Source organism: Clostridium sp. HCS.1 (genome assembly GCF_047900555.1).
GTDB lineage: Bacteria > Bacillota > Clostridia > Clostridiales > Clostridiaceae > Clostridium.
Genome location: NZ_CP170704.1, coordinates 2,791,116 through 2,817,386 on the forward strand (window position 1 = coordinate 2,791,116; position 26,271 = coordinate 2,817,386).

A 26,271-nucleotide genomic window follows, 5' to 3' on the forward strand; every position below is an offset into this window, starting at 1 on the left:
ATTTGTATACTTTTGAAATTTCATATATATGCTCTTTTATTCAATTTGCTTTTTGTAGTGACAATCACATACTTCTCCACCACTTGCAATTGTAGTTTCTCTCGAAAAAATCGTATTAGTATATTTCGCCATTTCATAATCATATGCACATAATGCAGGAACTATATCAAATATTCCTAGCTTTTTGAATAAATCGCATATTCCACATTTATCAAAGATAGCATCAAAACTGTCTATATTTTTTCCATAATAGAATTTGTATCTCCATGTGTATGGGTTTGTTGCCTTATTACTTTTTATAGACTGTTTTAATTGATTTTTTTGATATTTTTTTGTAAAATTCTTAGTATTTTTTAAAATAATCATCATTATTTTATTATCATTCATTGACTTACTATAAAATTTTTCAACTACTTTTACATCAGCTTTTTCTGGTAATGAAAGATAAATTGCTGCAAGTTGAGCTGCACTAAGAATATTAACTAAAAGAACATCATTCTTTTCAAACTTTGGAATTCCCCCGATTATTTCTTGATATTTTAACTTTGCAGATTTAATTAATTTCTTAGGATCATCTATATCAAATATCCATAAATTATTACGAAAACTTTTTGCAAATACATTCCATATTAACATTGGCATAAGATAATAATTCATACTATCATTTCCTTTCAATAAATTACTATTTCTTATCTTTATAAACATCAAAAACTCTATAATTATTTTTATCTCTTTTTACATTAGAAATAAGTCCCTCATTACAATAAAACTTTATTGTGTCATAACTAAGTCCTGTTTTTGCACAAGTTTCTTTCATTGAATACATAAAATTTCATACAAATTATAATTTAAGTATTGACCGAGTGTTACACACGACATTTATAATATAATTATACTAAAAAAGGAATTTTCAGTAAATACAATTTAAAATTCATGAATTTATTCATCAAAAGAAAAAATTAAAAATTTGAGTTATTATTTTTATTGTTGTAGCACTAGGAACTGGAGTTTATTTTTTAGTAAATATCAATAAAAGTAATGCTCAGAAAGAAACATAAGAACAAGTAAATGTAGGTAATAAAAATCCCCAAGTAAATACTGATAGTAAAAAATCAGTAATATAATTATAATGATTACTAATTACTAAATAATAATTTAAATTGGAGTTGAATTGGAGTGAAAAAAATAATTTTAAAGGTTATTTTAATATTATTAGGAATAGTTATTTTCATTGGAATAGCGATATTTATCTACAAAATTTATCAATTAAGTAAATTAGAAAAAATGAGTTCAAATGATATGATAAAATATGTAACTAAAAATGATGATAATACTAAAATTTCCGTTGGTATAATAAAAGATGGAACAATCGATTATAGAGTTTATGGTGAAGATGGAAAAGAAGAAAAATACACAAAATATGATTATGAAATTGGCTCAATTAGTAAAACTTTCGTATCTCTATTGCTTTCAAGGGCTATAAGTGAAAACAAAATTAACATTACTGATTCTATTAGTGAATATTTAGAGCTTGATGAAGATAAGTATTATCCTACAATAGAAAGACTTATAACTCATACCTCTGGTTATAAATCCTATTATTTTGATAAACAAATGATAAATAATAAGTTTAATGAAGATAATGATTTTTATGGTATTAGTAAAGAAAATATATTTAACACAGTGAAAAATATTGATTTGGAGGATAAAGATTATAAATTTGAATATTCAAATTTTGGCATATCTGTTATAGGACTTGTTTTAGAAAAAGTTTATAACAAAGACTTTGTTACTCTAATGAATGATTTCATTGTCAAAGATTTAAATCTTGAAAATACAAAAGTTGCTACTTGCACTGGAAATTTAAAAGATTATTGGAATTGGAAGCAAGATGATGGATATATTCCAGCCGGAGCAATTATATCTAATATAGATGATATGTCAAAATATTTAGAGCTCTATATGAATTCTAATACAGATTATATAAATAATGCTAGCAAAGAATTAAAAGAAATAAATTATAATAATTTTATATATGAGAAAATGAATATAAATATGGATAAAATAGGAATGGCTTGGATTATTGATGAAAAAAATGATATTATTTGGCATAATGGAGGAACCAGTAATTTTAATAGTTATATTGCATTTAATAAAGAAAAAAATATTGGAGTAGTTATTCTTTCTAATATCTCTCCTTATAAAAAAATACCAATGACTGCTATAGGTGCAAAAATAATGAAGGAACTAAATTACAATTAAGTAAGCAATACTCCTTCTAATAACGATTCTTCTCTGAAAATATAAAGAAATCAATTTTCCAATTGATTTCTATAACTCAAAGACGAAAAAATTTTAACAAATTCCTGTCTATGGTGCAGATGGCGGGACTTGAACCCGCACGAGGATTCCCCCGTCACCCCCTCAAGATGATGCGTCTGCCATTCCGCCACATCTGCAAATATATAATATATATTTTAATTTATTATATTATTTTTTTCAATATATAATAACTATATTATGTTATAATCTTTAGAGAAAGTTAGAAAATCAAAAGAAAAGGAGAAGCTATTAATGAAATGCATATCAATTTCTGGCCCTGCTGGACATGGTAAAGACACACTTGCAAATAAGCTAAAAAATATTCTTGAGGCAAAAGGAAAAAAAGTATTTATTATTCATTATGCCGATTATTTAAAAATGGTTGCTACCCAAGTTTATAATTGGAATGGCCTTAAAGACGAAGTTGGAAGAGATATACTTCAAAAATTAGGTGACAAAATGAGAGCTCAAGATGAATTCTTCGTAATCAATGAGCTACTTAGAATACTTAGCCTAGTTAAAGATGATTTTGATATTGCTATCATTCCAGATGCAAGATTCCCAAGAGAAATAGAATGTTTAAAAAATATAGGTAAAACAATATCTATACATATAACTAGAGTTGATTATAAGAATAATTTAACATCTGAGCAAAATAATCATTCAACAGAAAGAGCTCTTGATAATTATTCTTATGATTATGACATTATTACATACACAGATAAAGAAATCTCTGAAATAGATTTAATTATAAAAGATATTTTACAAGATTAAAACTACAAACTAATAATTATTTACATACTTTAAAATAAAAGAATGAAGGAATCCATTAAAAAGTTCCTTCATTCTTTCATTCTTTAATCCTTCAATTCCAACACTATTGCTCCATAAGGTTCTAAAAATAAATTTTCTTCCTGTATTTTATTATCTTCTGAATTACTTAACAAAGTATTAACATTTAAGTTTTCTATGCACTCCAATGATGCCATGATTTTTTCTCCATAAAAATTGCAGGCAACTAATATTTTCTTTCCATTTAACTCTCTAATAAAAGCTAGAATTTTTGAATGTTCTTCTAGTATAGGTATAAACTTACCTTCTGATACTATTTTATTTTTTTTTCTTATCTCTATCAATTTCTTATAATAATTTAATATTGAATTATCATTAGCTATCTCTGCTTCAACATTAATTTTATTAAAATTATCTGATACTTTTATCCAAGGGATTCCACTTGTAAAACCAGCCTCTTTCATATCATTCCATTGCATAGGAGTTCTAGAATTATCTCTAGATCTGCCTTTTAATATATTTAAGACCTCATCTTTATCTATTCCTTTTTCTAGTAATATCTTATAAGCATTTAATGATTCTACATCTCTATAATCCTTAATATCATTAAAATTTGGATTAGTCATTCCTATCTCTTCACCTTGATAAACATAGGGAGTTCCTCTCATTAAATGTAATGCAGTTGCAAGCATCTTTGCTGATTCTTCTCTATACAAAGTATCATTTCCAAATCTAGATACTATTCTTGGTTGATCATGATTACACCAAAATAATGCATTCCAACCATTTCCCTTTTCCATTTCTATTTGCCACTGAAATAATAATTTCTTTAACATATTAAAATCAAAAGGTGCTAAAGTCCACTTATCTCCTGCTGGATAATCTACCTTTAAGTGATGAAAATTAAAAGTCATATTAAGTTCTTCATTTTCTGGCTTAGTATATTTTATACAATTTTCTATTGTGGTAGAAGACATTTCTCCTACTGTCATAATATCTTTATAGTTTGAAAAAACTTCCTTATTCATCAGATTTAAATACTCATGTATTTTGGGTCCATCTGTATAAAATCTTCTACCATCTCTAGTTGAAGATTTAAAATCATCATCTAAAAATCTAGTATCCTTGGATAAAAGATTAATAACATCTAATCTAAATCCATCAACCCCCATATCTAGCCAATACCTCATCATTTTAAATATTTCTTCTCTTAGTTTAGGATTTTCCCAATTTAAATCTGCTTGTGTCTTATCAAATAAGTGAAGATAGTATTTATCTAGGCTTTCAACATATTCCCAAGTTGATCCCCCAAACTTAGATCTCCAATTATTAGGTTCATCTCTCCAAATATAAAAGTCATGATATGGACTATTAATGTCTTTAATCGCTTCCTTAAACCAATGATGTTCAGTAGATGTATGATTTACAACCATATCTAAAATAAGTTTCATACCTCTATTATGAGTTTCCTTTAATAGCCTTTTAAAGTCCTTCATATTTCCAAACATAGGATCTATATTATAATAATCTGCTATGTCATATCCATTGTCATTCTGAGGTGAAACATATATAGGCGTAAGCCATAAAACTTTCACACCTAAATCCTTTAAGTAATCTAGTTTTTCTATTATTCCAACTAAATCTCCAAATCCATCTCCATTGCTATCCTTAAAACTTTTAGGATAAATTTGATAAACCACTGATGATTTCCACCAATCATTTTTCTTCATTCTATTCACCTCTTAATTTTACATTTTTCATTATTATAAAGCAGCACTAATTTATTATTCTATTTCTTCAACATTTGCTCCAAACTTTTTATTCAATATAAATGTCAATACTATTGGAACTACAACAGCTACTGCCATTGATATTATAAATGGAATCCAATACTTAGGTTGAATTGCCAAGAATCCAGGTAATCCACCTATACCAATAGAATTAGCTAATACTCCTGATAGTATTGAAATTACTGCTGCAGATGCTGAACCAATTATAGCTGCTATAAATGGGAATTTATATTTTAAGTTGATTCCAAACATTGCAGGTTCAGTAACACCTAGCCATGCAGATATCCCTGCTGATGCTGCTATAGATTTTATTCTAGCATTCTTTTTATATATTATTAATATGGCTACTGCTGAGGCTCCTTGAGCAATATTACTTAAAGCTATAAGTGGCCATATCATAGTTCCACCATTTGCAATTAATTGTAAATCTACTGCAATAAATGTATGATGTAGACCAGTAATAACTAATGGTGCATAAGCTAGTCCAAAAATTATAGCTCCAAATATCTTAAAAGGTCCTGTTAGTAAATAGTTAAAAATAGTTGCAATATAATTGCCAAGTTCTCTTGAAATTGGTCCAATTATTATATAAGATAATAAAACTGTAATTAAAAGAGTTGTAAATGGTATAACAATCATCTTCAAAACATCTGGTATATATTTTTTTAGTTTAAGTTCAATTTTTGCCAATACAATACCAGATAATATTGCTGGTATTACTTGAGCTTGATATCCAACTTTATCTATTGTAAACCATCCAAAATTCCAAAAAGGAACAGCTCCATTTTGTACTGCTTCTGCATATCCATATGCATTTAATAATTGTGGTGATACTAATGTAATTCCAAGAACTATACCAAGAATTTCTGAGCCTCCAAATTTCTTAACTGTTGACCAAGTTACCGCAACTGGCAAGAAATGAAATATAGCTTCTCCTAATACCCATAAGAAACTATGAATTTCCGCTAAAATCGGATGTAATGCTGTTAAAGTTTGTGTTCCATCTCCAAATATAGCTAAATCACCAATAACATTTCTAAATCCTAAAATAAGACCTCCAGTAATAATTGCTGGTAAAATAGGAATAAATATTTCAGCAAGACCAGCAATGGTTCTTTGAACTAAAGACATATTTTTTTGAGCTGCTTTTTTAACTTCTTCTTTTGACTCTACTTTTAGCCCTGCTACTTCAACTAAATCATTATAAAAGGCTTGTACATTATTTCCAATTATAACTTGGAACTGACCTGCATTAATAAAAGTTCCTTTGACACTTGGTAAATTTTCAATTTCCTTTGCCTTTGCCTTTGCAACTTTTTCGTCCTTTAAAACAAATCTTAGTCTTGTTACACAATGACTAGCACTTGCAATATTTTCTTTTCCTCCTATAAGTTCTAGTAAGTCTAAAGCTTCTTGTTTATAAGTTACCATCTCTATTCCCCCTTAATACCCATTTATAATACATATTTGTTTACGATTTCATTATAACTTGTTTAAACAAGTATGTCAATTGTTGTTTAAACAAGTTTATCTTTCTTTTCTATTTTATTTTTATCTTTAATGCTATAATATACTATATAACAAGGTCCAAAGGAGATTTTAGCTTAAATGAAAATGGTGAAATATACAGAAATATACGAATATATAAAAAACAAAATATTAAATGATGAATATAAGGCTGGAGAAAAATTACCTTCTGAACATGAATTAACCTCTTTATTTGATGTTAGTAGAAATACAGTACGAAGAGCAATAAATCAATTGTCTTTTGAAGGATTAGTTGCAAGTGTCCATGGAAAAGGTGTTTTCGTTTTAGAAAAACAACAATTCAAATTTTTAGTAGGTGGATTACAAAGCTTTAAAGAAGCTTCTTTAAATAATAATATAAGTTACTCAACTAAAGTTCATTGTTTTAAAGAAATTATAATTGATGCTAAACTTTCAAATAAAACTGGTTTTGCATTAGGCTCAAAAGTCTTCTATGTAGAAAGGACTAGAATCATAGATGGAGAAGAAAATATATTAGATATAAATTACTTTTTAAAAGATGTAATTAAAAATCTAACAGAAGATATTGCAAGTAATTCAATTTACGATTACCTAGAAAATAATATTAATTTAAAAATTGTAGGAGCCCAAAAAATAGTTTCTGTAGAAGAAGTAACAAACCTAGATAAAAAACTCCTTAATCTTAAAGGATATAACTTAGTGGCTATCATAAAAAATTATGTTTATTTAGAGGATGGAACACTATTTGAATATACAGAATCTAGACATAGACCAGATAAATTTACCTTCTCTACCTATGCAAAGAGATTATAAAAGGAATTCGGTTAAACCCGAATTCCTTTTATAATTCTTTCATTTTTTCATTCTCTCATTTTTTCATTTTCCACTAATTATGCATTATGAATCATTTATCTTGGGAACGCCGAAGGAGTTCCTTCCTTAATTCTACATTCTTAATTTTTCATTCTTCATTCTTAAAAACTCCGAAAGGAGTTTTCTCCTAAATTATGCATTATCCATTACGCATTATGCATTACTTCAGTGTCCTATAAGCCCACTTTCATTTAACTTTTCGATAAATTTCTTACTTGCTTTATTAATAGGCCCCTTTAAGAATAACCCTATTAAGATAAATATTACTCCATAACATAAAAGCATAATTATATCCCTAGTTAAGTTTGATTTAACAATTCCAGCAACTGCTTCTCTCATGGCTGAAATTGAATATGTAAAAGGTAATAATGGATTTACTTTTTTAAAGAAACTTGGCATTACTTCTACTGGGAATGTTCCTCCAGCACCAGCCACTTGTATAACTAAAAGTATAACAGATATCGCTTTTCCAACATTACCAAATATTGATACTAAGGTATATACTATTAATATAAATATTATACTACTTAAAAGGCTTACACCTATAAATAGCCCTTTGTTTAATACATAACATTTCAATAAGAAAATATCTCCTAATGTCAAAATTAATGTTTGGCATATTCCTATAAATCCAAAGGTTAGGAACTTTCCAAAGTACTTTTCATAAGGTTTAAATGTAATTTCTTCCTTAAAACCATGAGGCTCTGTAGTTAATAAAGAAACTAGAATTAATGCTCCTACCCATAAAGCAAGGGTTGAATAAAATGGAGACATTGCTGATCCATAATTAGGTATAGGAAATAATACTTCTTCCTTTATCTCAACAGGACTTCCTAAAAAATTGCTAACTGCTTCCCAATCATTTTTTAATAAAGATAATAACTTATCTATTGCCTCATCTTTATTTATTGAAGATAATTTTGAAGAAATATTGCTTAAGCTTACTTTAATCTTAGGCATTTCATTATTTAATTTCTCTATATCCCCCTTACCAAGCTTTAATGCATTGTCTAAACTATTTAATAAACTTTCTATATCTGGAATTGCTGATTTTGCTTCATTTAATAAGGTAATAGAATTATCAGATATATTAGTCAATTGATCTATGGCTTTATTTATAGCAGGTATATATAAAGAATCATAATTATTTAATATATTTGCTATTATATTTCTATTAGCTTCTATTAATGATTTAATTTCTTGAAGTTTACTTTTATCAACTGGACTTGCATTATTAACTGTATCACTTATTTTACTAATTATATCTATAGCAGAATTTAATTTTGTGCTGACTGCATTTAATTCATTTATTATTTCTTTTAAGTTATTATTAAATTTAGACAAAGGCTCTAAGGATTTTATTATTCCATTAATTTTACTATTAATATCACCAAGTTTAATGCTAATATTATCAAGACCATTTAAAATTGAATTTTTATCTATATTTATGTTGATTACAGTATTAATAAGGCCTTCTAAGTTGCTAAGCTCTCTATTTATAACTTCTAAGTCTGACTTAATAACTGGTGCTACATCGCCTAATGCTCCCTTAGACTTTTCTAAGGCATTTTTAGTATCAACTAGCAAGCTATTACTAGAATTTAATGTATCTTGTAATAATGGTAAATTCTCCTTAGCTTTAGAAATTAAATTTTCTGCACTAGAACTTCCATTATATATTTCATTTATTATATTCTCTATTTCTGGAACTTTGTTGTTTAAGTCAATAACTCCATTTATTAGCTTTAATATTTTATCCTTTGATCCTTCAATACTTACTCCCATCTCATTAAATACCATAAAAATTAATCCGTCTACTGTCTCAATAATATTGCTATCAACTTGGGATTTTATAGTAGTAATTCCTTTGTCAGTAATTTTAGGAGCAATTGCATTACTTTTTTCATTTACCCTATATATTAAAGTAGGTCTTTTTATATTATTATTAATTATTGATAAGGTTTCACTTGTGAATTCCTCTGGTATTATTATTGTTGCATAATACTTTCCCTTATGAACTCCATTATTTCCTTCTTCTTCAGAAACAAATTCCCAGCCTAAGCTAGTATTCTCTTTAAGCTTAGTTACAAGTTCATCTCCTACATTAATAAATTTATCTTGAAGATTTCCTCCCTTATCATTATTAACAATTGCAACCTTTATTCCTCCTGTATTTCCATAAGGATCCCAGCTTGCTCTAATATTAAACCATGCATATAAAGATGGTAATATCATAAGCCCTAGAATAATAATTAAGGCAACCCAATTTTTTATTATACTTTTAATATCTCTCGCAAATATTTTTACTATATTTTCCATATTATCCTCCATATAAGGCTTATCTTTAGTTCTATATTTATTCTCTTCTTAAATCATTAAAATTATTAGTGATTTTTTCTATTTTCTTTAAGTACTCGTAATGTCTTATATATATTATCAAGCTCTTCATCTGAAAGATTATCTAAATCATCTATTTTTATTTTAATAAATTCAATAGTTTCATCTTTAAAATTTCTTTTATTACCCTTTTGTATATCTTTGTTTACTATGTAAGCCGCGATAGTACTTGTTGTTACCCCTATAAAGCCTATACCAAAAATCATTAGAAGAATTGCAACTATTCTTCCTATTTTAGTAGTAATCAGTATATCTCCATAGCCTACAGTAGTGAATGTTACAAGACTCCACCATATGGCATCTAAAAATGACATTTCCTCTATCAAAGATATTACTACAGCTCCTAATACTATTATTATTGTTGTTATAATTAACAAATAATTGAATTTATTCACCTTTATAGCTTCTCTAATTTTATTCTTAAATTTTATAGCTAAAATAAATAAAATTATTAGTTTTATAAGTTTAAGCTCTGTGTTAATATCTATTGTACTTCCTAAATTTAAGCTAAAAATAACCTCTTTAATTAAGATAATAGGAAATGCAGATAATATATCTATAAAATTATTAAATATAAATCTAAGCTTTTTATTTGAAGCAATAAACCGTATTAAGTAATCTATAAGAAAAATAATAGTAATAATTAAGTTAATATAGTAAAAGCTTTCTACTACCATTGTAGGAAGCTTATACATCAATTCTAAAATTATCATTATTATTCCCATTAAAGCTAGTAGTCCAATAAATACCTCATATAGAGTTTTATTCTTCATATAAAGCCTCCTTACTTAATTATCTACTTATATTTTATAAAGTAACTTTATGAAAAATGATAAACTATTCTATTAAAGAAAAATAATCTATAAAAATCCACAAAAAATAAAGAGCTGTCATAGCAGCTCCATTTAATTAGATATTATTTATTAATTAATGTGTATTGACACTAATTTAGCATTTACTATTGTTCTCTCTTCTCCCGTAGCATTTGTACATGTTGATAAGGTTAATATATTTCTTTTACCATTATCAATATATTCTAAGTTAAAATATGATTTACTTATTTCATTATTTATATATTCATAATACTCTTCATCACTATTAAAGTTAGTGATATATGGATTATACTCTCCAGAATTAACATAAACAGAAAAGATTTCATATTCTAAAATTTTATTTTCTAAATATATATATATCTTTTTGTTTTCATTTAAATATTCAGAGGTTAACAACTTTGGAAGTGTACCAAACATACTTTTATCCTTCATATTATGCCCATGTATTATTACATTGTCATCTTCTTCTGATAGATTTCTTGAATCAAGAAAAAGGCATCCACCACTGTTGCTTTCTCCTTTAAAGTTCTTATATAAGTATTCTTCATTATTATCAGCCTTAACAACTGGATAATTTATATTAGTATCAGGTATATATAGCCAAAATAAATAGTCTTCATTTATTGCTTTTAGTTCAACATACTCCTTGCTTCCTATAAAAATATTATTAATATTGGAATCAACATCTTCTTTTGTTTCTTTTTCTTTATTTACAACTATTTCACTAATATCATTATATACATCTTTATTTTTCTTATATTCATTGAATATTTTATAAAGATTGTATGTTGAAAATATAAATATAATTAATAAAATTAACGAAACTATTTTTCTAATAAGCTTATTCATCCATTTCCCCCTCATCATAAACTACTCCTCCATAATATAAATCATAAATATCAATATTCATCTTATTTATAATTATTTTTATACCACATTTAATATATATTTTATCATAATAATACCAAAATTACATTTTTCTTCTCTTTTTTATATATAATTTATTTTTTTTAATTATATTACATCAATTTTATTCTTTATAATAAAAAAAGAAACTATCATTTTAAAATGACAGTTTCCTATAACTAATTAAATAATTCAAATCTATATTTTTGCTCTACATCTGGATATTTATTCCTATCCACTTCGCTTAAAAACATATCTATAGGTCTAGCATAAATACCTTTATCATCATAAAGAGCTTTATATAAAACTAAACTATCTTCGAATACATTATCATGATAATATAAATCTCCTATTTTATAGATATTTATTAATTTATTTAGTTCTGTATGATAGCCTTGTAATAAGATTTTATTATTATCTATAACTTCATCTTTAATTTTTTTACTTACAGACATTACAGCATAATAATTATTTTTAAAATGTTTATAAATTGCAGGATACTTTATACTTCTCATTAATATCACCTATTCCTCTTGTATATTTCTAGTGAAAGCTCTTGTATATTGTTTTGGAATTTGTGTTTTCTTTTTTAACTTAATAGCAGCGTCAAATGTCCAATAAGGATTTCTAAGCATTGCTCTTCCTATGGCTACTAAGTCAGCTTCTTCATTCCCTATTACTGAATTTGCAAGTTCTGGCTCATCTAATTTACCTACTGCAATTACATCAATATCTAGGTTTTCTTTTATTGCTCTAGCAAATGGCACTTGATAACCTGCATTGCTTCCTGGAGCTCCATTTGATCCAATTGGGCCTTCTCCTCCAGAGCTTATATGGAATACATCCACTCCAGCTTCTTTATAAGCCTTAGCCAGCTTAGTTGAAGTTTCTATGCCATATCCACCTTCTACATACTCAACAGCAGAAAGTCTCATTAATAATGGCATATCTTCTGGCATTTCACTTTTAGCAGCTTTTATTATGTCTACCCCAAATTTAGTTAAATCTTTTCCATATTCATCATTTCTTTTATTTGTTAATGGTGAATGGAATTGATGTATTAAGTAACCATGTGCTCCATGAATTTCAATGGCATCAAATCCAGCCTTTATAGCACGTCTAGTTGACATTCTAAACTTCTCAACCATTTCCTTTACTTCTTCAGTAGTTAACTCTCTTGGAGTTTTATAAGTTGAATCAAAGGCTATTGCTGAAGGTGCCACTGGAACTTCTGCATCTTCTGCCTTTCTGCCAGCATGAGCAATTTGTATAGCTACCTTTGCTCCATATTTATGACATTCATCAACAATCCTCTTTAAAGGCTCTATTTGTTCATCACACCATAATCCTAAATCATAATCACTAATACGTCCATCAGGTTCAACGTCTGTCATTTCAATAATAATTAAACCTGCTCCCCCTACTGCTCTACTTACATAATGAACGAAATGCCAATCTGTAGCTATTCCATCCTTCTTTTCTACAGAATATTGGCACATTGGAGGTAGAACTATTCTATTTTTTAATTTAAGCCCTTTAATTTCATAAGGGGTAAATAAATCTTTCATAAAAAATCACCTTTCTTATATTATTCTATAATTTTAGTATAATTATCCTAACTTTATAATTCAAGTAGTTAATATTCATTAATAATACCTATTAATGAATTAAAATCATTATTCTAATAAAAAATATTAGTTTGACACAAAACTTGTCTTTACTTTATCATATATTTAGTAGTTAATTATTTTTGCCAGGTAGATTTTTTACATACTGCTTTTCTACCTGGCATTGTTATATTTAATATTATAAAAAGATACCGAAATAAAAGGATTAGTTTTTAGCTAATCCTTAATATTATATCTTCTATTAAGATTTACCTTGTCCTAACTTCACCAATAAGTCATGGATAAAATTAGATCCTCTAGATATTAAAATAGAAGTTAATACTATTCCTAAATAAGGTATTGTACTTTTAATTTCAAGCAATGTTAATATATCTAGCTTTACCCCAAAACAAATAACTAAAGATACAATTAAGGCTCCTATTCTATCTATACATATCTTACCTTGTTGCCAAATCATTTTTAATGTTTCCCATACACTTTCAGCTATTAACGCAACTATTAATATAGTAAACAAATTTTCCATACTAATATCCCTTCCTAAATTAACTATACTTACATATCTTAGACATATTCATATATACATCATATTTACGGAAGAGAATATTTGTAACCTTAATTATAAAAATAACTTTTATTTTATAATTAAAAGAACTCTATCTCTAGAGTTCTCATTAATAATTTATATTCTATTTTATTTACATTAGTATCAATTTATATATTTTTTTCTTTTTTACTAGCTCCTTTAAAAAATACTAAAATAAGTGCTACTCCAAATAACCATGCTGTCAGTATAATAAATAACATCTTTTTCACCTCTATTTTTTCAATGAAATTATTATTCCACGTAAAAATAAATTTTATTCATATTCTGACTTTTCTTTAATAGAAAAACACCTAATATTAAATATACTAGGTGTTTATCTATTAATAGTAGATTTTAATAGCCTGTTAAATATATGGGTGGATTTATCTATATTTTAACAAGCCATAATTATATTTTATTTTTAAACATACATATAGTCAACTATTTCTATTCAATTTTTAACCATTTTTTACATATATAATTTCTTATGTACTTATATCTATTATAAAAAAAAGAAAAACACTAGGCGTTAACCTAGTGTTTCTCATGTACGAGACAAGCCATAAGCGGAGTTCTGTATTAAGCAATCATCTATCTAGGCTTATTGTTACCAATAAGCTCAAGCGGTACACCCAGAAACGGAGCGGGCAACTCCTAAATGTTTCCCTATTCGACCTTGCTCCAGGTGGGGTTTACATAGCCATCATGTCACCATGATGCTGGTGAGCTCTTACCTCGCCTTTCCACCCTTACCTTAAGTGACACTCCAAATCTATGATTTGGCTAGTGGAACTTATACATTCTAATTTATTAGAATGTATTCCTTCTTACTTAAGGCGGTATATCTCTGTTGCACTTTCCTTCAAGTCGCCTTGACTGGACGTTATCCAGCACCCTGCCCTATGGAGCTCCGACTTTCCTCTCCTAGATCTAAGTCTAGCAGCGATTGCATGTCTTACTCGCAAAACTTATATTATCATAACTTTATAAATAATACAAATGAATTTTTTAACATTTTAAACAAATTGAAGTATTAACACTAACATAAGTAGAATAATCCAAGTATAAAATCCTATTCCTGAGAGTAAAAGAGTCAATATTAAAAGTATAAATATTACTAACCTTGCACCTGGGTTAATACAATTTTTAAAAAATATTGGTCCTCCTGAACTAATATTTTTCCCTATTCCATCAAATATATCCTTAATCCCATCTTGGAATACTTTTGTCCATGATCCTTTCTTCTTTTTATAATAAGATTTACTCATAACACATCTCCTAAATTGTTATCCTGTTATTATTCTATGTGTTATAGTTATAAATAGTTATAATAAAAAACAAATTTAAAATAGCTGTGGAATAAATTTTAGTCCACAGCTATTTTAAAATATATAAAAAGAAATTTCTTTTACAATCTTAGAAAAAGTTTGTCTTTATTTGTAATTTAGTTTAAATAAATTAATTATGCAAAAGTATATGGATCTTCACTATGTTTAGAAATAATAATTTCTACTTCTTTAAGCTTATCTTTCAGTTTATTTATTACTTCTAAGAAAACTATCCATTCAGATAAGAAATGTCCTGTATCTATTATAGAAACTCCCATTTCCTTGTAATCACTTGCAAAGTGGTAAGTAGTATCTCCTGTTATTATACAATCAGCACCTTTTTTATAAGCTATATTGAAAAAGTCACTTCCACTACCATTAATTACAGCAATATTTTTCACTTTTTCTGAAGCCTTAACTACCTTTAATCCACTTATGTTTAATTTTTCTTTAACTTCTCTTATTAAATCTTCTAAGGATATTTCTTTATCTAATCTAATAAATCTACCTAGCCCTTCATTTGCATTTCTGGCATTCTTATTTACTTCAATAAGTTCTTTAGATTCATATCCTAAGATATTTACTATAGTTTCATTTAAACCACCACTAGCTGAATCTAAATTCGTATGACTAGAGTATAGACTTATATCATTTTTAATAAGCTCTATAATTTTTTTACCAACTAAAGTATCAGTAGTTATAGTGCTTGGCTTTCTAAATAATAAGGGATGATGAGTAATTATTAAATCTACATTCTTTTCCTTTGCTTCTTCAATTACTTCTAAAGTACAATCTAAAGCTAAAAGAATTTTTTTAACTTCTTTTTCTTTATCACCAACCATTAACCCTACATTATCAAAGTCTTCTTTTAAATTAACTGGAGCAAAATCCTCCATTATTTCAATAATATCTTTTACCCTCTTCATAATAAATCTTCCTTATAAATAATTAATCATATTTGAAATTATATTTATTTTTTCTTCTACTGCTGTCCTTCTATCTCTTGCACTTACAGTACTTTCTGTTATAAAACTAAGTATTTTTTTATAATTATCTACTTTTGAATTTAAATAATCCTTCATTAATGGATGCTTTTGCATTAATAATTTAGGGCTTATTTCATAATATATTGAATCTAACCCCATTGATTCTCCTTCTTTTTTTCTAACTTTAAATAATTCATAATATATCCCATCTTCTTCACAAAGATTCTCAGATATTATTTCATAATCATTATTATAAAGATATTCTCTTAATACTTCTGGATTTTGTGCAGGAACTAGTATTAAGTAATTTAAAGAAGTTACTTTATCAATGCTTTCTTCAAGTATGTCTCTAATTAAGTTTCCACCCATACCAGCAATAATAACTGCTTCCACTTCATCTTTTTCTAGAGGATTTAATCCATCTCCAAGTCTGAATTCTAATTCATCTCCTGCTCCCTCTAAAATAGCGTTAAGTCTTGCCTTATCTAAAGGATCTTTATTTATATCTATGGCTATAGCCTTGTCACATATACCATTTTGTGTAGCATATAAAGGGATATAACCATGGTCAGTTCCTATATCTGCTAAAACTGATGTTTTATCAATATTATTAATTATAAAATTTAATCTTTTGCTTAGTTCCATATATTTCTTTCTCCTTGCTAAATTAAAATTAGCACCAGTAGGTGCTAATCTAAATAATCCTTTAATTTTTTACTTCTTGAAGGGTGTCTTAATTTTCTAAGTGCCTTAGCTTCAATTTGTCTTATTCTCTCTCTAGTTACGTTGAATTCTTTACCAACTTCTTCTAGAGTTCTTGCTCTACCATCGTCTAAACCAAATCTTAATCTTAGTACTTTTTCTTCCCTTGGAGTTAAAGTATCTAAGACATTTATTAGTTGTTCCTTAAGCATTGTAAATGCAGCTGCTTCTGCAGGTGCTAAAGCATCATCATCTGGTATAAAATCTCCTAAATGTGAATCTTCTTCTTCACCTATAGGTGTTTCTAAAGATACTGGCTCTTGAGCAATTTTTTGAATTTCTCTAACCTTATCTACTGGTAAATCCATTACTTTTGAAATTTCTTCTGGGAATGGATCTCTACCTAATTCTTGTAATAATTGTCTTTGAACTCTTATTAATTTATTTATAGTTTCTACCATATGAACTGGTATTCTAATAGTTCTCGCTTGGTCAGCAATTGCTCTTGTAATTGCCTGTCTTATCCACCATGTAGCATAAGTTGAGAATTTAAAGCCCTTTCTGTAATCAAACTTTTCTACAGCTTTAATTAAACCTAAGTTTCCTTCTTGAATAAGGTCTAAGAATAACATTCCTCTACCAACATATCTTTTAGCTATACTTACAACTAATCTTAAGTTAGCTTCTGCTAATTTCTTTTTAGCTCTTTGGTCACCTTGTTCAATTCTATTTGCTAACTCTATTTCTTCTTCTGATGATAATAGAGGAACTTTTCCTATTTCTTTTAAGTACATTCTAACTGGGTCATCAATAGCAATACCTTCTGGAATAGTTAAATCTAATTCTTCTTCTACTTCTTCTTCGCCACTTGGTTCACCTATAACTTCTATTCCCATAGACTCTAACACTTCATAAATCTTTTCTATTTGTTCTGGACCTAAATCTATATTTTCAAGTTCATCCAGTATTTCTTTATATGTTAAAGTACCACTTTTCTTCCCTTTATCAAGCAAGTTCTTAACTATATTCATTTTATTACTTCTATCTTCATTTTCCTTTTTAACTTGCTTAGCTTTTGTTTTTTCATCCAACATATTTTGACCTCCTTCCGTTATTGCCAACTGTACCTACACCTCTCTTTAGCTTCTCATCAAATTATTTAATTCAATAGCAATTTGTATTGATTCTTCAATCTTTCCCTGTGATTCTAAAAGCTTTTGTCTTTGTTTTAATTCTTTCAATCTTTCGTTTAACTTATAACTATCTATCTGTTTTATTAAATCCTGAATTAACCTTTTATTATCTTTACCAATAAGGACTTGTTGTTCATTTATTTTAACAATTTCCTCAAGAGTTTTTATATTTGTACATTTGGATTCTAAAAAGTTTTCTATATTATTTATATTTCCCTTTTTAGCATCTTTAATGATAGCAAAAATCTCTTTATGTTCTGGAAGAATTAACTCATCTTGGCTTATTAAATTAACAATATAATCAAGATATTCTTCATTAAAACATAATTTCAATAAGGATCTTTCAGCCTTTACAAAAGCAGGCTCCTTATATAATTTTGTTCCATTTTCTTCCTTATTATTCATAAATTCTTGATTCTGAATATTTTTTGTCATTTCTCTCGATAATAAATCATACAAAGCTTGTTCTCTTATACCTGTATTTTCAGATATTTTTTTAATATAAATATCTTTTTCTACTGGATTTACTTTTGCTAAAATTTCCGTAACTTTTTTCCCATATTTTATTAAGTCATTACTATCTTTGAAATTTATGTTTTCTCCAGCTTTTTTTATTCTGTATTCTACTAATCCTTCTGCTTCATTTATTAATTTAATAAATGCATCTTTCCCATTGCTTCTTACATACTCATCAGGATCCTTACCTTGTGGAATGCTTAATACTCTTACATCAAAGCCTGCATCCTTTAGTATTTCTAATCCCCTAAGAGTAGCTGTTTGCCCAGCTATATCTGCATCATAAGATATTATTACCTTATCTGCATATCGCTTTAATAACCTTGCTTGATTTACAGTTAATGCTGTACCTAATGAAGCTACTACATTAGTAATTCCATATTGATGCAAGGTAATTAAGTCCATATATCCTTCTACCATAATGAAGTATCTTTCCTTCATATTACTTTTGATAGCAAAGTTTAACCCATATAAATTAGTTCCTTTTTGAAAAACTAAAGTTTCTGGAGAATTTAAATATTTAGGTTTAGAATCATCTAAAACTCTTCCTCCAAAACCTATTACCTTTCCTCTATAGTCAAAAACTGGAAACATTACTCTATTTCTAAATCTATCGTATTTATTACCAGTTTTTTGTGAAGTTAAAACTAATCCCGCTTCTAATAATATATCTTCACTAAAGCCTTGTTTTTTAAGATGAAACAATAAGCTGTTCCAACTATCCTTTGCGTATCCGAGTCCAAATCTTTTTATAGTTTCTTGCCTTATTCCTCTATTTAAAAAATATTCCATGGCTATCTTATCAGATCTTAAATTTGAGTAAAAAAACCTACCCGCTTCTACATTTACTTTATAAAGTAATTCTTTCTTTTTTGCAGTTGGATTTACTCTAGTTTCATCTTCTAATATTATGTTAGCCCTATCTGCTAAATATTTTACGGCATCTATAAAATTCATATTTTTGTTTTTCATAACAAAAGTAATTATATTTCCTGATTCACCACAGCCAAAACATTTGTAAATTTGTTTTTCTTGTGAAACAGAAAAGGAAGGTGATTTTTCATTATGAAATGGACATAGCCCTGAAAAGCTTCTTCCAGTTTTTTTCAGCCTAACTGATTCAGATATAACATCAACGATGTCATTTTCTTCTTTAATTTTCTCTAGAATCTCTTCAGAAATCTGCAAGGAGATTCACCTCCTTACTATTAATTTTCGTCAACTTATATTTAATTCGACATTTTTTATAGAAATCCTTCTTTAAAAAAAATTTTTTTATTTTTTTTATTAAATCTTCTTTATTTATATTCTTTATCACAGTTAAAATTCCTTCATTCTTTAAAAATTATTTTATCCTGAACATTAATATATTACTAATTTAGGAACAAATATAGAATTAAAGGTATTTAAACAATAATCATCGCTCATTCCTGATATATAGTCTGCAACAGCTCTTTTTATCCCTTCTTTTTCTGCTATTTCCCTATATAGTTCCGGTAGCTCATCTACATGAGTATAATAATGCTCAATTAAATTTTCTAGTACAAATTTCGCCTTATTTCTTTCCACCTTTAAAATATCCCCTAGATATACATTTTTAAACATAAATCTTCTTAATTCTGTCATAGCTTCCCAAACTTCATTACTAAATACTATATCAACCTCATTGTTTTTTATAGCTTCGCTAGTATTTACTACTACATCTGTGACTAAAGTCTTTATTCTCTTTGAATGTGTGTCTCCTAATACCTTTTTTACTTCCTTAGGTAATATATCTTCACTTAAAAGTCCTGCTCTTATTGAATCATCTATATCGTGATTTAAATAGGCTATTTTATCACTTACTTTAAGAACCCTTCCTTCTAAAGTTTTAGCTTTATTATTATTGTTATTACTTAAACCGCTATGATGTAATATTCCATCTATTACTTCCGCTGATAGATTTAAGCCTTTTCCGTTCTTTTCTAACTTTTCTACTACTCTAACACTTTGCTCATTATGCCTAAATCCTTCATCTAAAAATGAATTTAACACTTCTTCTCCATTATGAGCAAAGGCTGCATGCCCTAAGTCATGTCCTACTGCAATTGCTTCTATTAATTGCTCATTTAAACCTATGCCTAGTCCTATTGTCCTTGCTATTTGAGATACTTCTAATGTATGAGTTAATCTTGTTCTATAATGGTCACCAAAGGTTTTTATATAAACTTGTGTCTTATGCTTTAAACGTCTAAAGGATTTACTGTGAATTATCCTATCTCTATCTACCATAAAACAAGTTCTCATTGGATCACTTTCTTCTTCAATTTTTCTTCCTAGTGTTTTACTACTAAATTGTGCTTGAGAAATTAATGTCAACCTTTCAATATCTTCCATTTTTTCTCTTACATTCATCTATCTCACCTCTTTATAACATATTCTATATTTTTCTCTATTTTCCTCTATTTAAACATATTTATAAGTAATATATTTAATACCTAGAATATTTTCTTTTTTTAAGTAATATCTTAATAATAAGTAATTATAAAGGAGAGAATAATGGAAAGCTTGCTGCTAAATATAAATGATGAATTACTTCCAATAGATGAATTAAAGAATAATATATTAATTTACTATAACTTAGAAAATTCTTCTGTTATTAATGTTAAGTTTAAAAATACCGAAAAACAAAGAGCTGTTTATAAAATAGAGCATAGTGACCAAACCTATTGCTTAAAGAAAGTATATTATAATGAAGAAAATCTTTTATACGTATATTCAACTATGGAGTGGTGCTATAGAAACGGAATTAATGTTCCTAAATTACTTCCAACTATTACTGGCAGTCGATATGTAAAATATAAGGACATGCTATTCATTTTAACTCCTTGGCTTAATGGAGAAAAATGTGATTTTGATAATAAAAATCATGTCATTTTATCTTCTAAAACTCTTGGAAAATTACATAAATATTCCAGAAACTTTTCACCTATAGATGGAAGTGCAAATAGAGAAGGCTTTGAAAATTATAGTGAATCCATATCAAAACATTTTAATCAATTATTACTAAGTATTAATAATGCTCATAGATATAATGATAGATTTTCAAAATTATTTTTAGACAATATAGAAGATAACTTAGAACTTGCCAAATTATCCTTTGAGGTTTCTTCATCAATTGATTTAGATAATTTATCACGTTCTCTTTGCCATGGAGATTATGTAAATAAAAATATTTTAATTTCTAACAATGAAATTTCTTTAATTGATTTTGATAAATGTAAAATGGACTTTTCAGCTCGAGATATATCCTATTTTTTAAGAAGATTATTAAAAAGAGAAAATACCAATTGGCAAATTAATTTAACCTTAGAGGTACTTGATTCATATATTACTGAAAATGAATTAACAGATTCTGATTTAAAGTTCATCATAGCTTATATTGCTTTTCCACAGAAGTTTTGGAAATTATCTAGGGATTATTATAAAAATATTCGAAAATGCAATAAGAATTCCTTTATTTCTTTAATGGACAAAGGTCTTCATAAAAGTAAGAATCAATTAGATTTTACCTATGAACTAATAAATACCTTTAGACGTTACTATAACGTTAAAATATAAAATGTGCTATGGCACAATGTAAAATGAATAATGTAAAATGTAAAATTAAAGAAGAAACTCCATTAGGAGTTTCTAAAATATATATCTTTTAGTAATTCAGAACGAATTACATCCATAATTATGCATTAAAAAAAGCTACCCTGGGGTAGCTTTTTTAATTATTATCTTTTATTTTTAACTTGTGCTTGTGCAGCAGCTAATCTAGCAATTGGAACTCTAAATGGTGAACATGATACATAGTCTAAACCTATGTTATGGCAGAATTCTACTGATGATGGATCTCCACCATGCTCTCCGCATATTCCTAGCTTAAGGTCACTCTTAACAGATCTTCCTTTTTCAGCTGCCATTTTAACTAATTGCCCAACTCCAACTTGGTCTAACTTAGCAAATGGATCTTGTTCGTAAATTTTATTTTCATAGTAGCTTCCTAAGAACTTAGCAGCATCGTCTCTTGAGAATCCAAATGTCATTTGTGTTAAGTCATTTGTACCAAATGAGAAGAAATCTGCTTCCTTAGCAATTTGATCTGCTGTTAATGCAGCTCTTGGGATTTCAATCATAGTACCTATTTTGTATTCTAATTTAACTCCCTTTTCTGCCATTACAGCTTCTGCAGTCTTAACCACTGTATCTTTAACATATTTTAATTCTTTTACTTCTCCAACAAGTGGAATCATTATTTCTGGAACTACATCATAACCCTTATTATTTTTAACCTCTATTGCAGCTTCTATTACTGCTCTAGTTTGCATTTCAGCTATTTCTGGATAAGAAACCGCTAATCTACATCCTCTATGACCCATCATTGGATTGAATTCATGTAATTCATTAACTGTTGACTTTAATTCTTCAAAAGTTATTCCAAGCTCCTTAGCTAATGCATCAATATCTTCATCATTATGAGGTAAGAATTCATGTAGTGGTGGATCTAAGAATCTTATAGTTGCTGGCATTCCTTCTAAAGCTTCATAGATACCAATAAAGTCTTCTCTTTGCATTGGAAGTAATTTTTCAAGAGCTTTTCTTCTTTGTTCTTCATTTTTAGCAACTATCATTTCTCTAACTGCCATAATTCTATCTTCAGCGAAGAACATATGCTCAGTTCTACATAATCCAATACCTTCTGCTCCAAATTCAACTGCTTGAATTGTATCTCTTGGAGAGTCCGCATTAGTTCTAACCTTTAATTTTCTTATTTCATCTGCCCATGCCATAAATGTTGCAAAGTGTCCTGATATTTCTGGTGTTACTGTAGCAACAGCTTCTCCATATACATTACCAGTTGATCCATCTATAGATATATAATCATTATCAGTATAAACTTTTCCGTTAACTTCTAATGTTTTAGTACTTTCATTAACTTTTAATGTTCCACATCCAGCAACACAGCAAGTTCCCATACCTCTAGCAACAACTGCAGCATGAGATGTCATACCACCTCTTACAGTTAATATACCTTCTGCAGCTATCATACCTTCAATGTCTTCTGGTGAAGTTTCAAGTCTTACTAAAACAACGCTTTCTCCCTTTTCATGTCTTTCCTTAGCTTCTTCTGCAGTAAATGCAATTTTACCACATGCAGCTCCTGGAGATGCTGGAAGTCCCTTAGCTATTGGTTCAGCTCTCTTTAAATCTTCAGTATGGAAAGCTGGGTGAAGTAATGAATCTAATTGATTTGGTTCAACTTTTAAAATTGCTTGTTCTTTAGTTAACATTCCTTCTTCAACTAAATCAACAGCTATTTTTAAAGCAGCTTGAGCTGTTCTCTTACCATTTCTTGTTTGTAAGAAATATAGCTTACCTTCTTCAATTGTTATTTCCATATCTTGCATATCTCTGTAGTGATGCTCTAATGTATGAACTATATCTGTAAATTGTTTGTATATAGCTGGATTTTGCTCCTCTAATCTTGATATTGGAAGTGGTGTTCTTATACCAGCAACAACATCTTCTCCTTGAGCATTCATTAAGTACTCACCATATATTACATTTTCTCCAGTTGCAGGGTCTCTTGAGAATACAACACCTGTTCCTGAAGTTTCTCCCTTATTACCAAATACCATCTCTTGAACGTTTACTGCTGTACCCCATTCACCTGGAATATCATTTAATCTTCTATAAACTATAGCTCTTGGATTATTCCATGATCTAAATACAGCTGTTATAGCTTCAATTAATTGAGTTTTAGGATCTTGTGGGAATTCTTCCCCCTTCTCCTTTTTATAAAGAGCTTTATATCTTTCAACTAAAACCTTTAAATCATCAGCAGTTAAATCTGTATCAAATTCAACGCCTTTTTCTTCTTTCATCTCATCTATTAGATTTTCAAATAATCTCTTTTCGATATTCATAACAACATCAGAGAACATTTGAATGAATCTTCTATATGAATCGTAAGCAAATCTTGGATTGTTTGTTAAATCTGCCATAGCAACAACTGATTTATCATTTAGACCAAGATTTAAAACTGTATCCATCATACCTGGCATTGATACCCTAGCACCTGATCTTACTGATACTAATAGGGGCTTAGTTAAGCTTCCAAATTCTTTGCCTGTTAGTTCCTCTAAATCAGATATTTTTTGATGAATTTCTTCAATAATTTCTGGTGCAATTACTTTTCCATCCTCGTAATATTTATTACAAGCTTCTGTTGTAACTGTGAATCCTTGTGGTACAGGGATTCCTAGTAGAATCATTTCTGATAAATTTGCTCCTTTACCTCCTAGAAGGTTTTTCATTGACCCATTTCCTTCATTAAAAAGGTAAACGTACTTCTTTTTCTCCATCTCAATACTCCTCCGTTCAATCGAATTGATATATATACTAACAGTATGTTTATACTGTAGCTACCCATTTAAATTTAATTACCCTCTCCTAATTTAACAAAAAGTTTTGTTATATTAGTTTTTGAAATTTTACCAATAATCTTTAGTTTTACTTTTTCTTTTGATGAAGTTTCTATTTTTTCAACTATTGGAATACTATCTATTTCATGTTCAATAATTTTTTTTGCCAAATCATAAGCACTATCATCTGCATACCCACAAATTATGTTTGGCATTCTTGTCATTATTACTCCAACTGGAACTTTATTTATATCTGTTCCTCCAATAGCATTTTTTAAAAAGTCTTTTCTAGAAACAGCACCAACTAAGACACCATCACTTTCTATGAATAAAGTGCCTACATCATTTAAGAATAAGAATACGATTGCATCATATACTGTAGTTTCTTCACTAACCGTAACTGGTTTTGACATTATCTCTCCAGCTAAGACCTTAGATATATTTTCTAAAACCCTAGTATTCTGAGCTTCTCCTAAATATACATAACCAACCTTCGGCTTAGCATCTAGTATTCCTATCATAGTTAAAATAGCTAAATCTGCTCTTAAAGCCGCTCTAGTTACTCCAAGCCTTTCAGCTAATGCTTCACTAGTTACAGGCTGTCCTTTTTTAACTATCCTTACTATTTCTTCTTGCCTTTCTGATAATTTCAAATTTATCCCTCTTTCTAGGTTTATAGGAAATATTCAGATAATTTTGATTAGTGTGATATTTACATACTAATTATATCATTTTATAAAAGTTTGACTATGCTTAATTTTCTGAATAATCACCCATATTAGCTGAATATTTCCATTGCTTTAATTTTATTCTTGTTTTAATACTGTTTATCTCTATTTTACGCTATTTTCCTCATCTTCGTCAAATTTAACAGTATATGTAAAGGAATTATCATCTGTCTTCTTTTCATCGTTAGATTTATCAGTATTTACGTTATAATCATCTGAAGAAAATCTATCCTTTTTAACTTCATCAACTTTATTTTTTACTTTTTCTGCTACACCACTAGCTGCATCCTTTATATCTTCTACAGCCTTGCTTATATACTTATTAACTACTTCAACAGTACCATCAGCTTTAGTTATTTCAATTTTTATTTGTGTTACTACTCCTGCAATTACTACAAAAGCTAAAATTGCTGGGAATATAATAGCAATTACACCTGCAGCTATACCAGCATTAACAGGTACATCTACTATTTCCTTTTCATCTTTACTTATTCTAATTCTAGTTACATTACCTTTATTAATTAAGTCCTTAAGCCAATTCTTAAATTCGTCCATACTTTCAGCTTTAAATTTATTGTTTACTTCTGCATCTTGTTCTTTTATATTTTCAATGTATATAATTGCTTCTAGTACATCTCCATTAGATACCTCAAGTGCATATTTAGCTTCTGCATAAGTAACGCCTGTTCTTTCTCTTACTTGATCTACTTTTTCTAAAGTTATTTCCATAATA

General features: G+C 28.0%; 23 protein-coding genes, 1 tRNA gene and 1 other RNA gene. 4 read left to right on the plus strand and 21 right to left on the minus strand.

From position 1 onward, the window contains the following. Positions 1–36: 36 nt before the first annotated feature. Both ACFYH6_RS13275 and ACFYH6_RS13280 read right to left on the minus strand, forming a co-directional pair. Entirely contained in the window at positions 37–657 is a 621-nt protein-coding gene (locus ACFYH6_RS13275; RefSeq protein ID WP_416178403.1) for an L-2-amino-thiazoline-4-carboxylic acid hydrolase, read from the minus strand. A gap of 25 nt (positions 658–682) precedes the next feature. Continuing rightward, positions 683–826 carry a MerR family DNA-binding transcriptional regulator gene (locus ACFYH6_RS13280; protein ID WP_416178402.1) on the minus strand — a complete coding sequence of 48 codons (144 nt, stop codon included), beginning with the start codon at positions 824–826 and terminating at the stop codon, positions 683–685. Between the two features lie 350 nt (positions 827–1,176). On the opposite strand from ACFYH6_RS13280, the gene ACFYH6_RS13285 reads away from it, so the two are divergent. Beyond that, positions 1,177–2,262 (plus strand): serine hydrolase domain-containing protein, encoded by a 1,086-nt coding sequence (locus ACFYH6_RS13285; protein ID WP_416178401.1) that lies wholly within the window; start codon positions 1,177–1,179, stop codon positions 2,260–2,262. Positions 2,263–2,373: 111 nt separating this feature from the next. Here the strand turns inward: ACFYH6_RS13285 and ACFYH6_RS13290 are convergent. Further along, positions 2,374–2,459, minus strand: a tRNA-Leu gene (locus ACFYH6_RS13290). 115 nt (positions 2,460–2,574) lie between these two features. Here ACFYH6_RS13290 and ACFYH6_RS13295 point away from each other — a divergent pair. Further along, a complete protein-coding gene (locus ACFYH6_RS13295; RefSeq protein WP_416178400.1) occupies positions 2,575–3,096 on the plus strand; it encodes a hypothetical protein in 522 nt (173 codons plus the stop codon). 83 nt (positions 3,097–3,179) lie between these two features. Here the strand turns inward: ACFYH6_RS13295 and treC are convergent, their stop codons facing one another. Next, positions 3,180–4,844, minus strand: coding sequence for an alpha,alpha-phosphotrehalase (treC, locus tag ACFYH6_RS13300; RefSeq protein WP_416178399.1), 1,665 nt, complete (start codon positions 4,842–4,844; stop codon positions 3,180–3,182). A 54-nt stretch (positions 4,845–4,898) separates the two neighbouring features. After that, the gene (treP, locus tag ACFYH6_RS13305) at positions 4,899–6,335 is read right to left on the minus strand and encodes a PTS system trehalose-specific EIIBC component (protein WP_416178398.1); all 1,437 of its coding nucleotides are present in this window, start codon (positions 6,333–6,335) and stop codon (positions 4,899–4,901) included. Between the two features lie 177 nt (positions 6,336–6,512). Here treP and treR point away from each other — a divergent pair, with 177 nt between their 5' ends. Continuing rightward, complete coding sequence (gene treR / locus ACFYH6_RS13310; protein WP_416178397.1) at positions 6,513–7,226, plus strand: trehalose operon repressor; 714 nt, start codon at positions 6,513–6,515, stop codon at positions 7,224–7,226. Positions 7,227–7,451: 225 nt separating this feature from the next. Here treR and ACFYH6_RS13315 read toward each other — a convergent pair whose 3' ends face one another. The 13 genes from ACFYH6_RS13315 to ACFYH6_RS13375 all read right to left on the minus strand — a co-directional run bounded on the left by ACFYH6_RS13315 (position 7,452) and on the right by ACFYH6_RS13375 (position 20,752). Further along, the gene (locus tag ACFYH6_RS13315; RefSeq protein WP_416178396.1) at positions 7,452–9,605 is read right to left on the minus strand and encodes a YhgE/Pip family protein; all 2,154 of its coding nucleotides are present in this window, start codon (positions 9,603–9,605) and stop codon (positions 7,452–7,454) included. Positions 9,606–9,670: 65 nt separating this feature from the next. Next, a complete protein-coding gene (locus ACFYH6_RS13320; protein WP_416178395.1) occupies positions 9,671–10,456 on the minus strand; it encodes an ion channel in 786 nt (261 codons plus the stop codon). Positions 10,457–10,606: 150 nt separating this feature from the next. Further along, a complete protein-coding gene (gene srtB / locus ACFYH6_RS13325) occupies positions 10,607–11,365 on the minus strand; it encodes a class B sortase (RefSeq protein ID WP_416178394.1) in 759 nt (252 codons plus the stop codon). A gap of 236 nt (positions 11,366–11,601) precedes the next feature. Beyond that, positions 11,602–11,937: a DUF1653 domain-containing protein gene (locus tag ACFYH6_RS13330; RefSeq protein WP_416178393.1), complete on the minus strand. Its 336-nt coding sequence runs from the start codon at positions 11,935–11,937 to the stop codon at positions 11,602–11,604. A 9-nt stretch (positions 11,938–11,946) separates the two neighbouring features. Beyond that, complete coding sequence (locus ACFYH6_RS13335) at positions 11,947–12,990, minus strand: NADH:flavin oxidoreductase/NADH oxidase (RefSeq protein WP_416178392.1); 1,044 nt, start codon at positions 12,988–12,990, stop codon at positions 11,947–11,949. A gap of 301 nt (positions 12,991–13,291) precedes the next feature. Further along, complete coding sequence (locus ACFYH6_RS13340) at positions 13,292–13,573, minus strand: hypothetical protein (RefSeq protein WP_316345469.1); 282 nt, start codon at positions 13,571–13,573, stop codon at positions 13,292–13,294. Positions 13,574–14,180: 607 nt separating this feature from the next. After that, an RNA gene (gene rnpB, locus ACFYH6_RS13345) (RNase P RNA component class A) lies at positions 14,181–14,595 on the minus strand. A 54-nt stretch (positions 14,596–14,649) separates the two neighbouring features. Continuing rightward, the gene (locus ACFYH6_RS13350) at positions 14,650–14,901 is read right to left on the minus strand and encodes a hypothetical protein (protein ID WP_316343827.1); all 252 of its coding nucleotides are present in this window, start codon (positions 14,899–14,901) and stop codon (positions 14,650–14,652) included. A gap of 194 nt (positions 14,902–15,095) precedes the next feature. Further along, positions 15,096–15,887, minus strand: coding sequence for a Nif3-like dinuclear metal center hexameric protein (locus ACFYH6_RS13355; RefSeq protein ID WP_416178391.1), 792 nt, complete (start codon positions 15,885–15,887; stop codon positions 15,096–15,098). A gap of 12 nt (positions 15,888–15,899) precedes the next feature. Continuing rightward, positions 15,900–16,592, minus strand: coding sequence for a tRNA (adenine(22)-N(1))-methyltransferase (locus ACFYH6_RS13360; protein ID WP_416178390.1), 693 nt, complete (start codon positions 16,590–16,592; stop codon positions 15,900–15,902). 44 nt (positions 16,593–16,636) lie between these two features. Further along, positions 16,637–17,743, minus strand: a complete 1,107-nt coding sequence (gene rpoD, locus ACFYH6_RS13365; RefSeq protein ID WP_316343830.1) for an RNA polymerase sigma factor RpoD — start codon at positions 17,741–17,743, stop codon at positions 16,637–16,639. A 45-nt stretch (positions 17,744–17,788) separates the two neighbouring features. Continuing rightward, positions 17,789–19,546 (minus strand): DNA primase, encoded by a 1,758-nt coding sequence (gene dnaG / locus ACFYH6_RS13370; protein ID WP_316343831.1) that lies wholly within the window; start codon positions 19,544–19,546, stop codon positions 17,789–17,791. Positions 19,547–19,720: 174 nt separating this feature from the next. Then, positions 19,721–20,752 carry a deoxyguanosinetriphosphate triphosphohydrolase gene (locus ACFYH6_RS13375; RefSeq protein ID WP_316343832.1) on the minus strand — a complete coding sequence of 344 codons (1,032 nt, stop codon included), beginning with the start codon at positions 20,750–20,752 and terminating at the stop codon, positions 19,721–19,723. 144 nt (positions 20,753–20,896) lie between these two features. On the opposite strand from ACFYH6_RS13375, the gene ACFYH6_RS13380 reads away from it, so the two are divergent. Further along, positions 20,897–21,958, plus strand: coding sequence for a CotS family spore coat protein (locus ACFYH6_RS13380; RefSeq protein ID WP_316343833.1), 1,062 nt, complete (start codon positions 20,897–20,899; stop codon positions 21,956–21,958). A gap of 161 nt (positions 21,959–22,119) precedes the next feature. On the opposite strand, the gene ppdK is transcribed toward ACFYH6_RS13380, so the two are convergent. From ppdK to ACFYH6_RS13395, 3 genes are all read right to left on the minus strand, one after another. Then, positions 22,120–24,750, minus strand: a complete 2,631-nt coding sequence (gene ppdK, locus ACFYH6_RS13385) for a pyruvate, phosphate dikinase (protein ID WP_316343834.1) — start codon at positions 24,748–24,750, stop codon at positions 22,120–22,122. Positions 24,751–24,824: 74 nt separating this feature from the next. Then, positions 24,825–25,463, minus strand: a complete 639-nt coding sequence (locus ACFYH6_RS13390) for a helix-turn-helix transcriptional regulator (RefSeq protein ID WP_316343835.1) — start codon at positions 25,461–25,463, stop codon at positions 24,825–24,827. Between the two features lie 180 nt (positions 25,464–25,643). Beyond that, a complete protein-coding gene (locus tag ACFYH6_RS13395) occupies positions 25,644–26,270 on the minus strand; it encodes a DUF4342 domain-containing protein (RefSeq protein WP_316343843.1) in 627 nt (208 codons plus the stop codon). Position 26,271 lies beyond the last annotated feature (1 nt).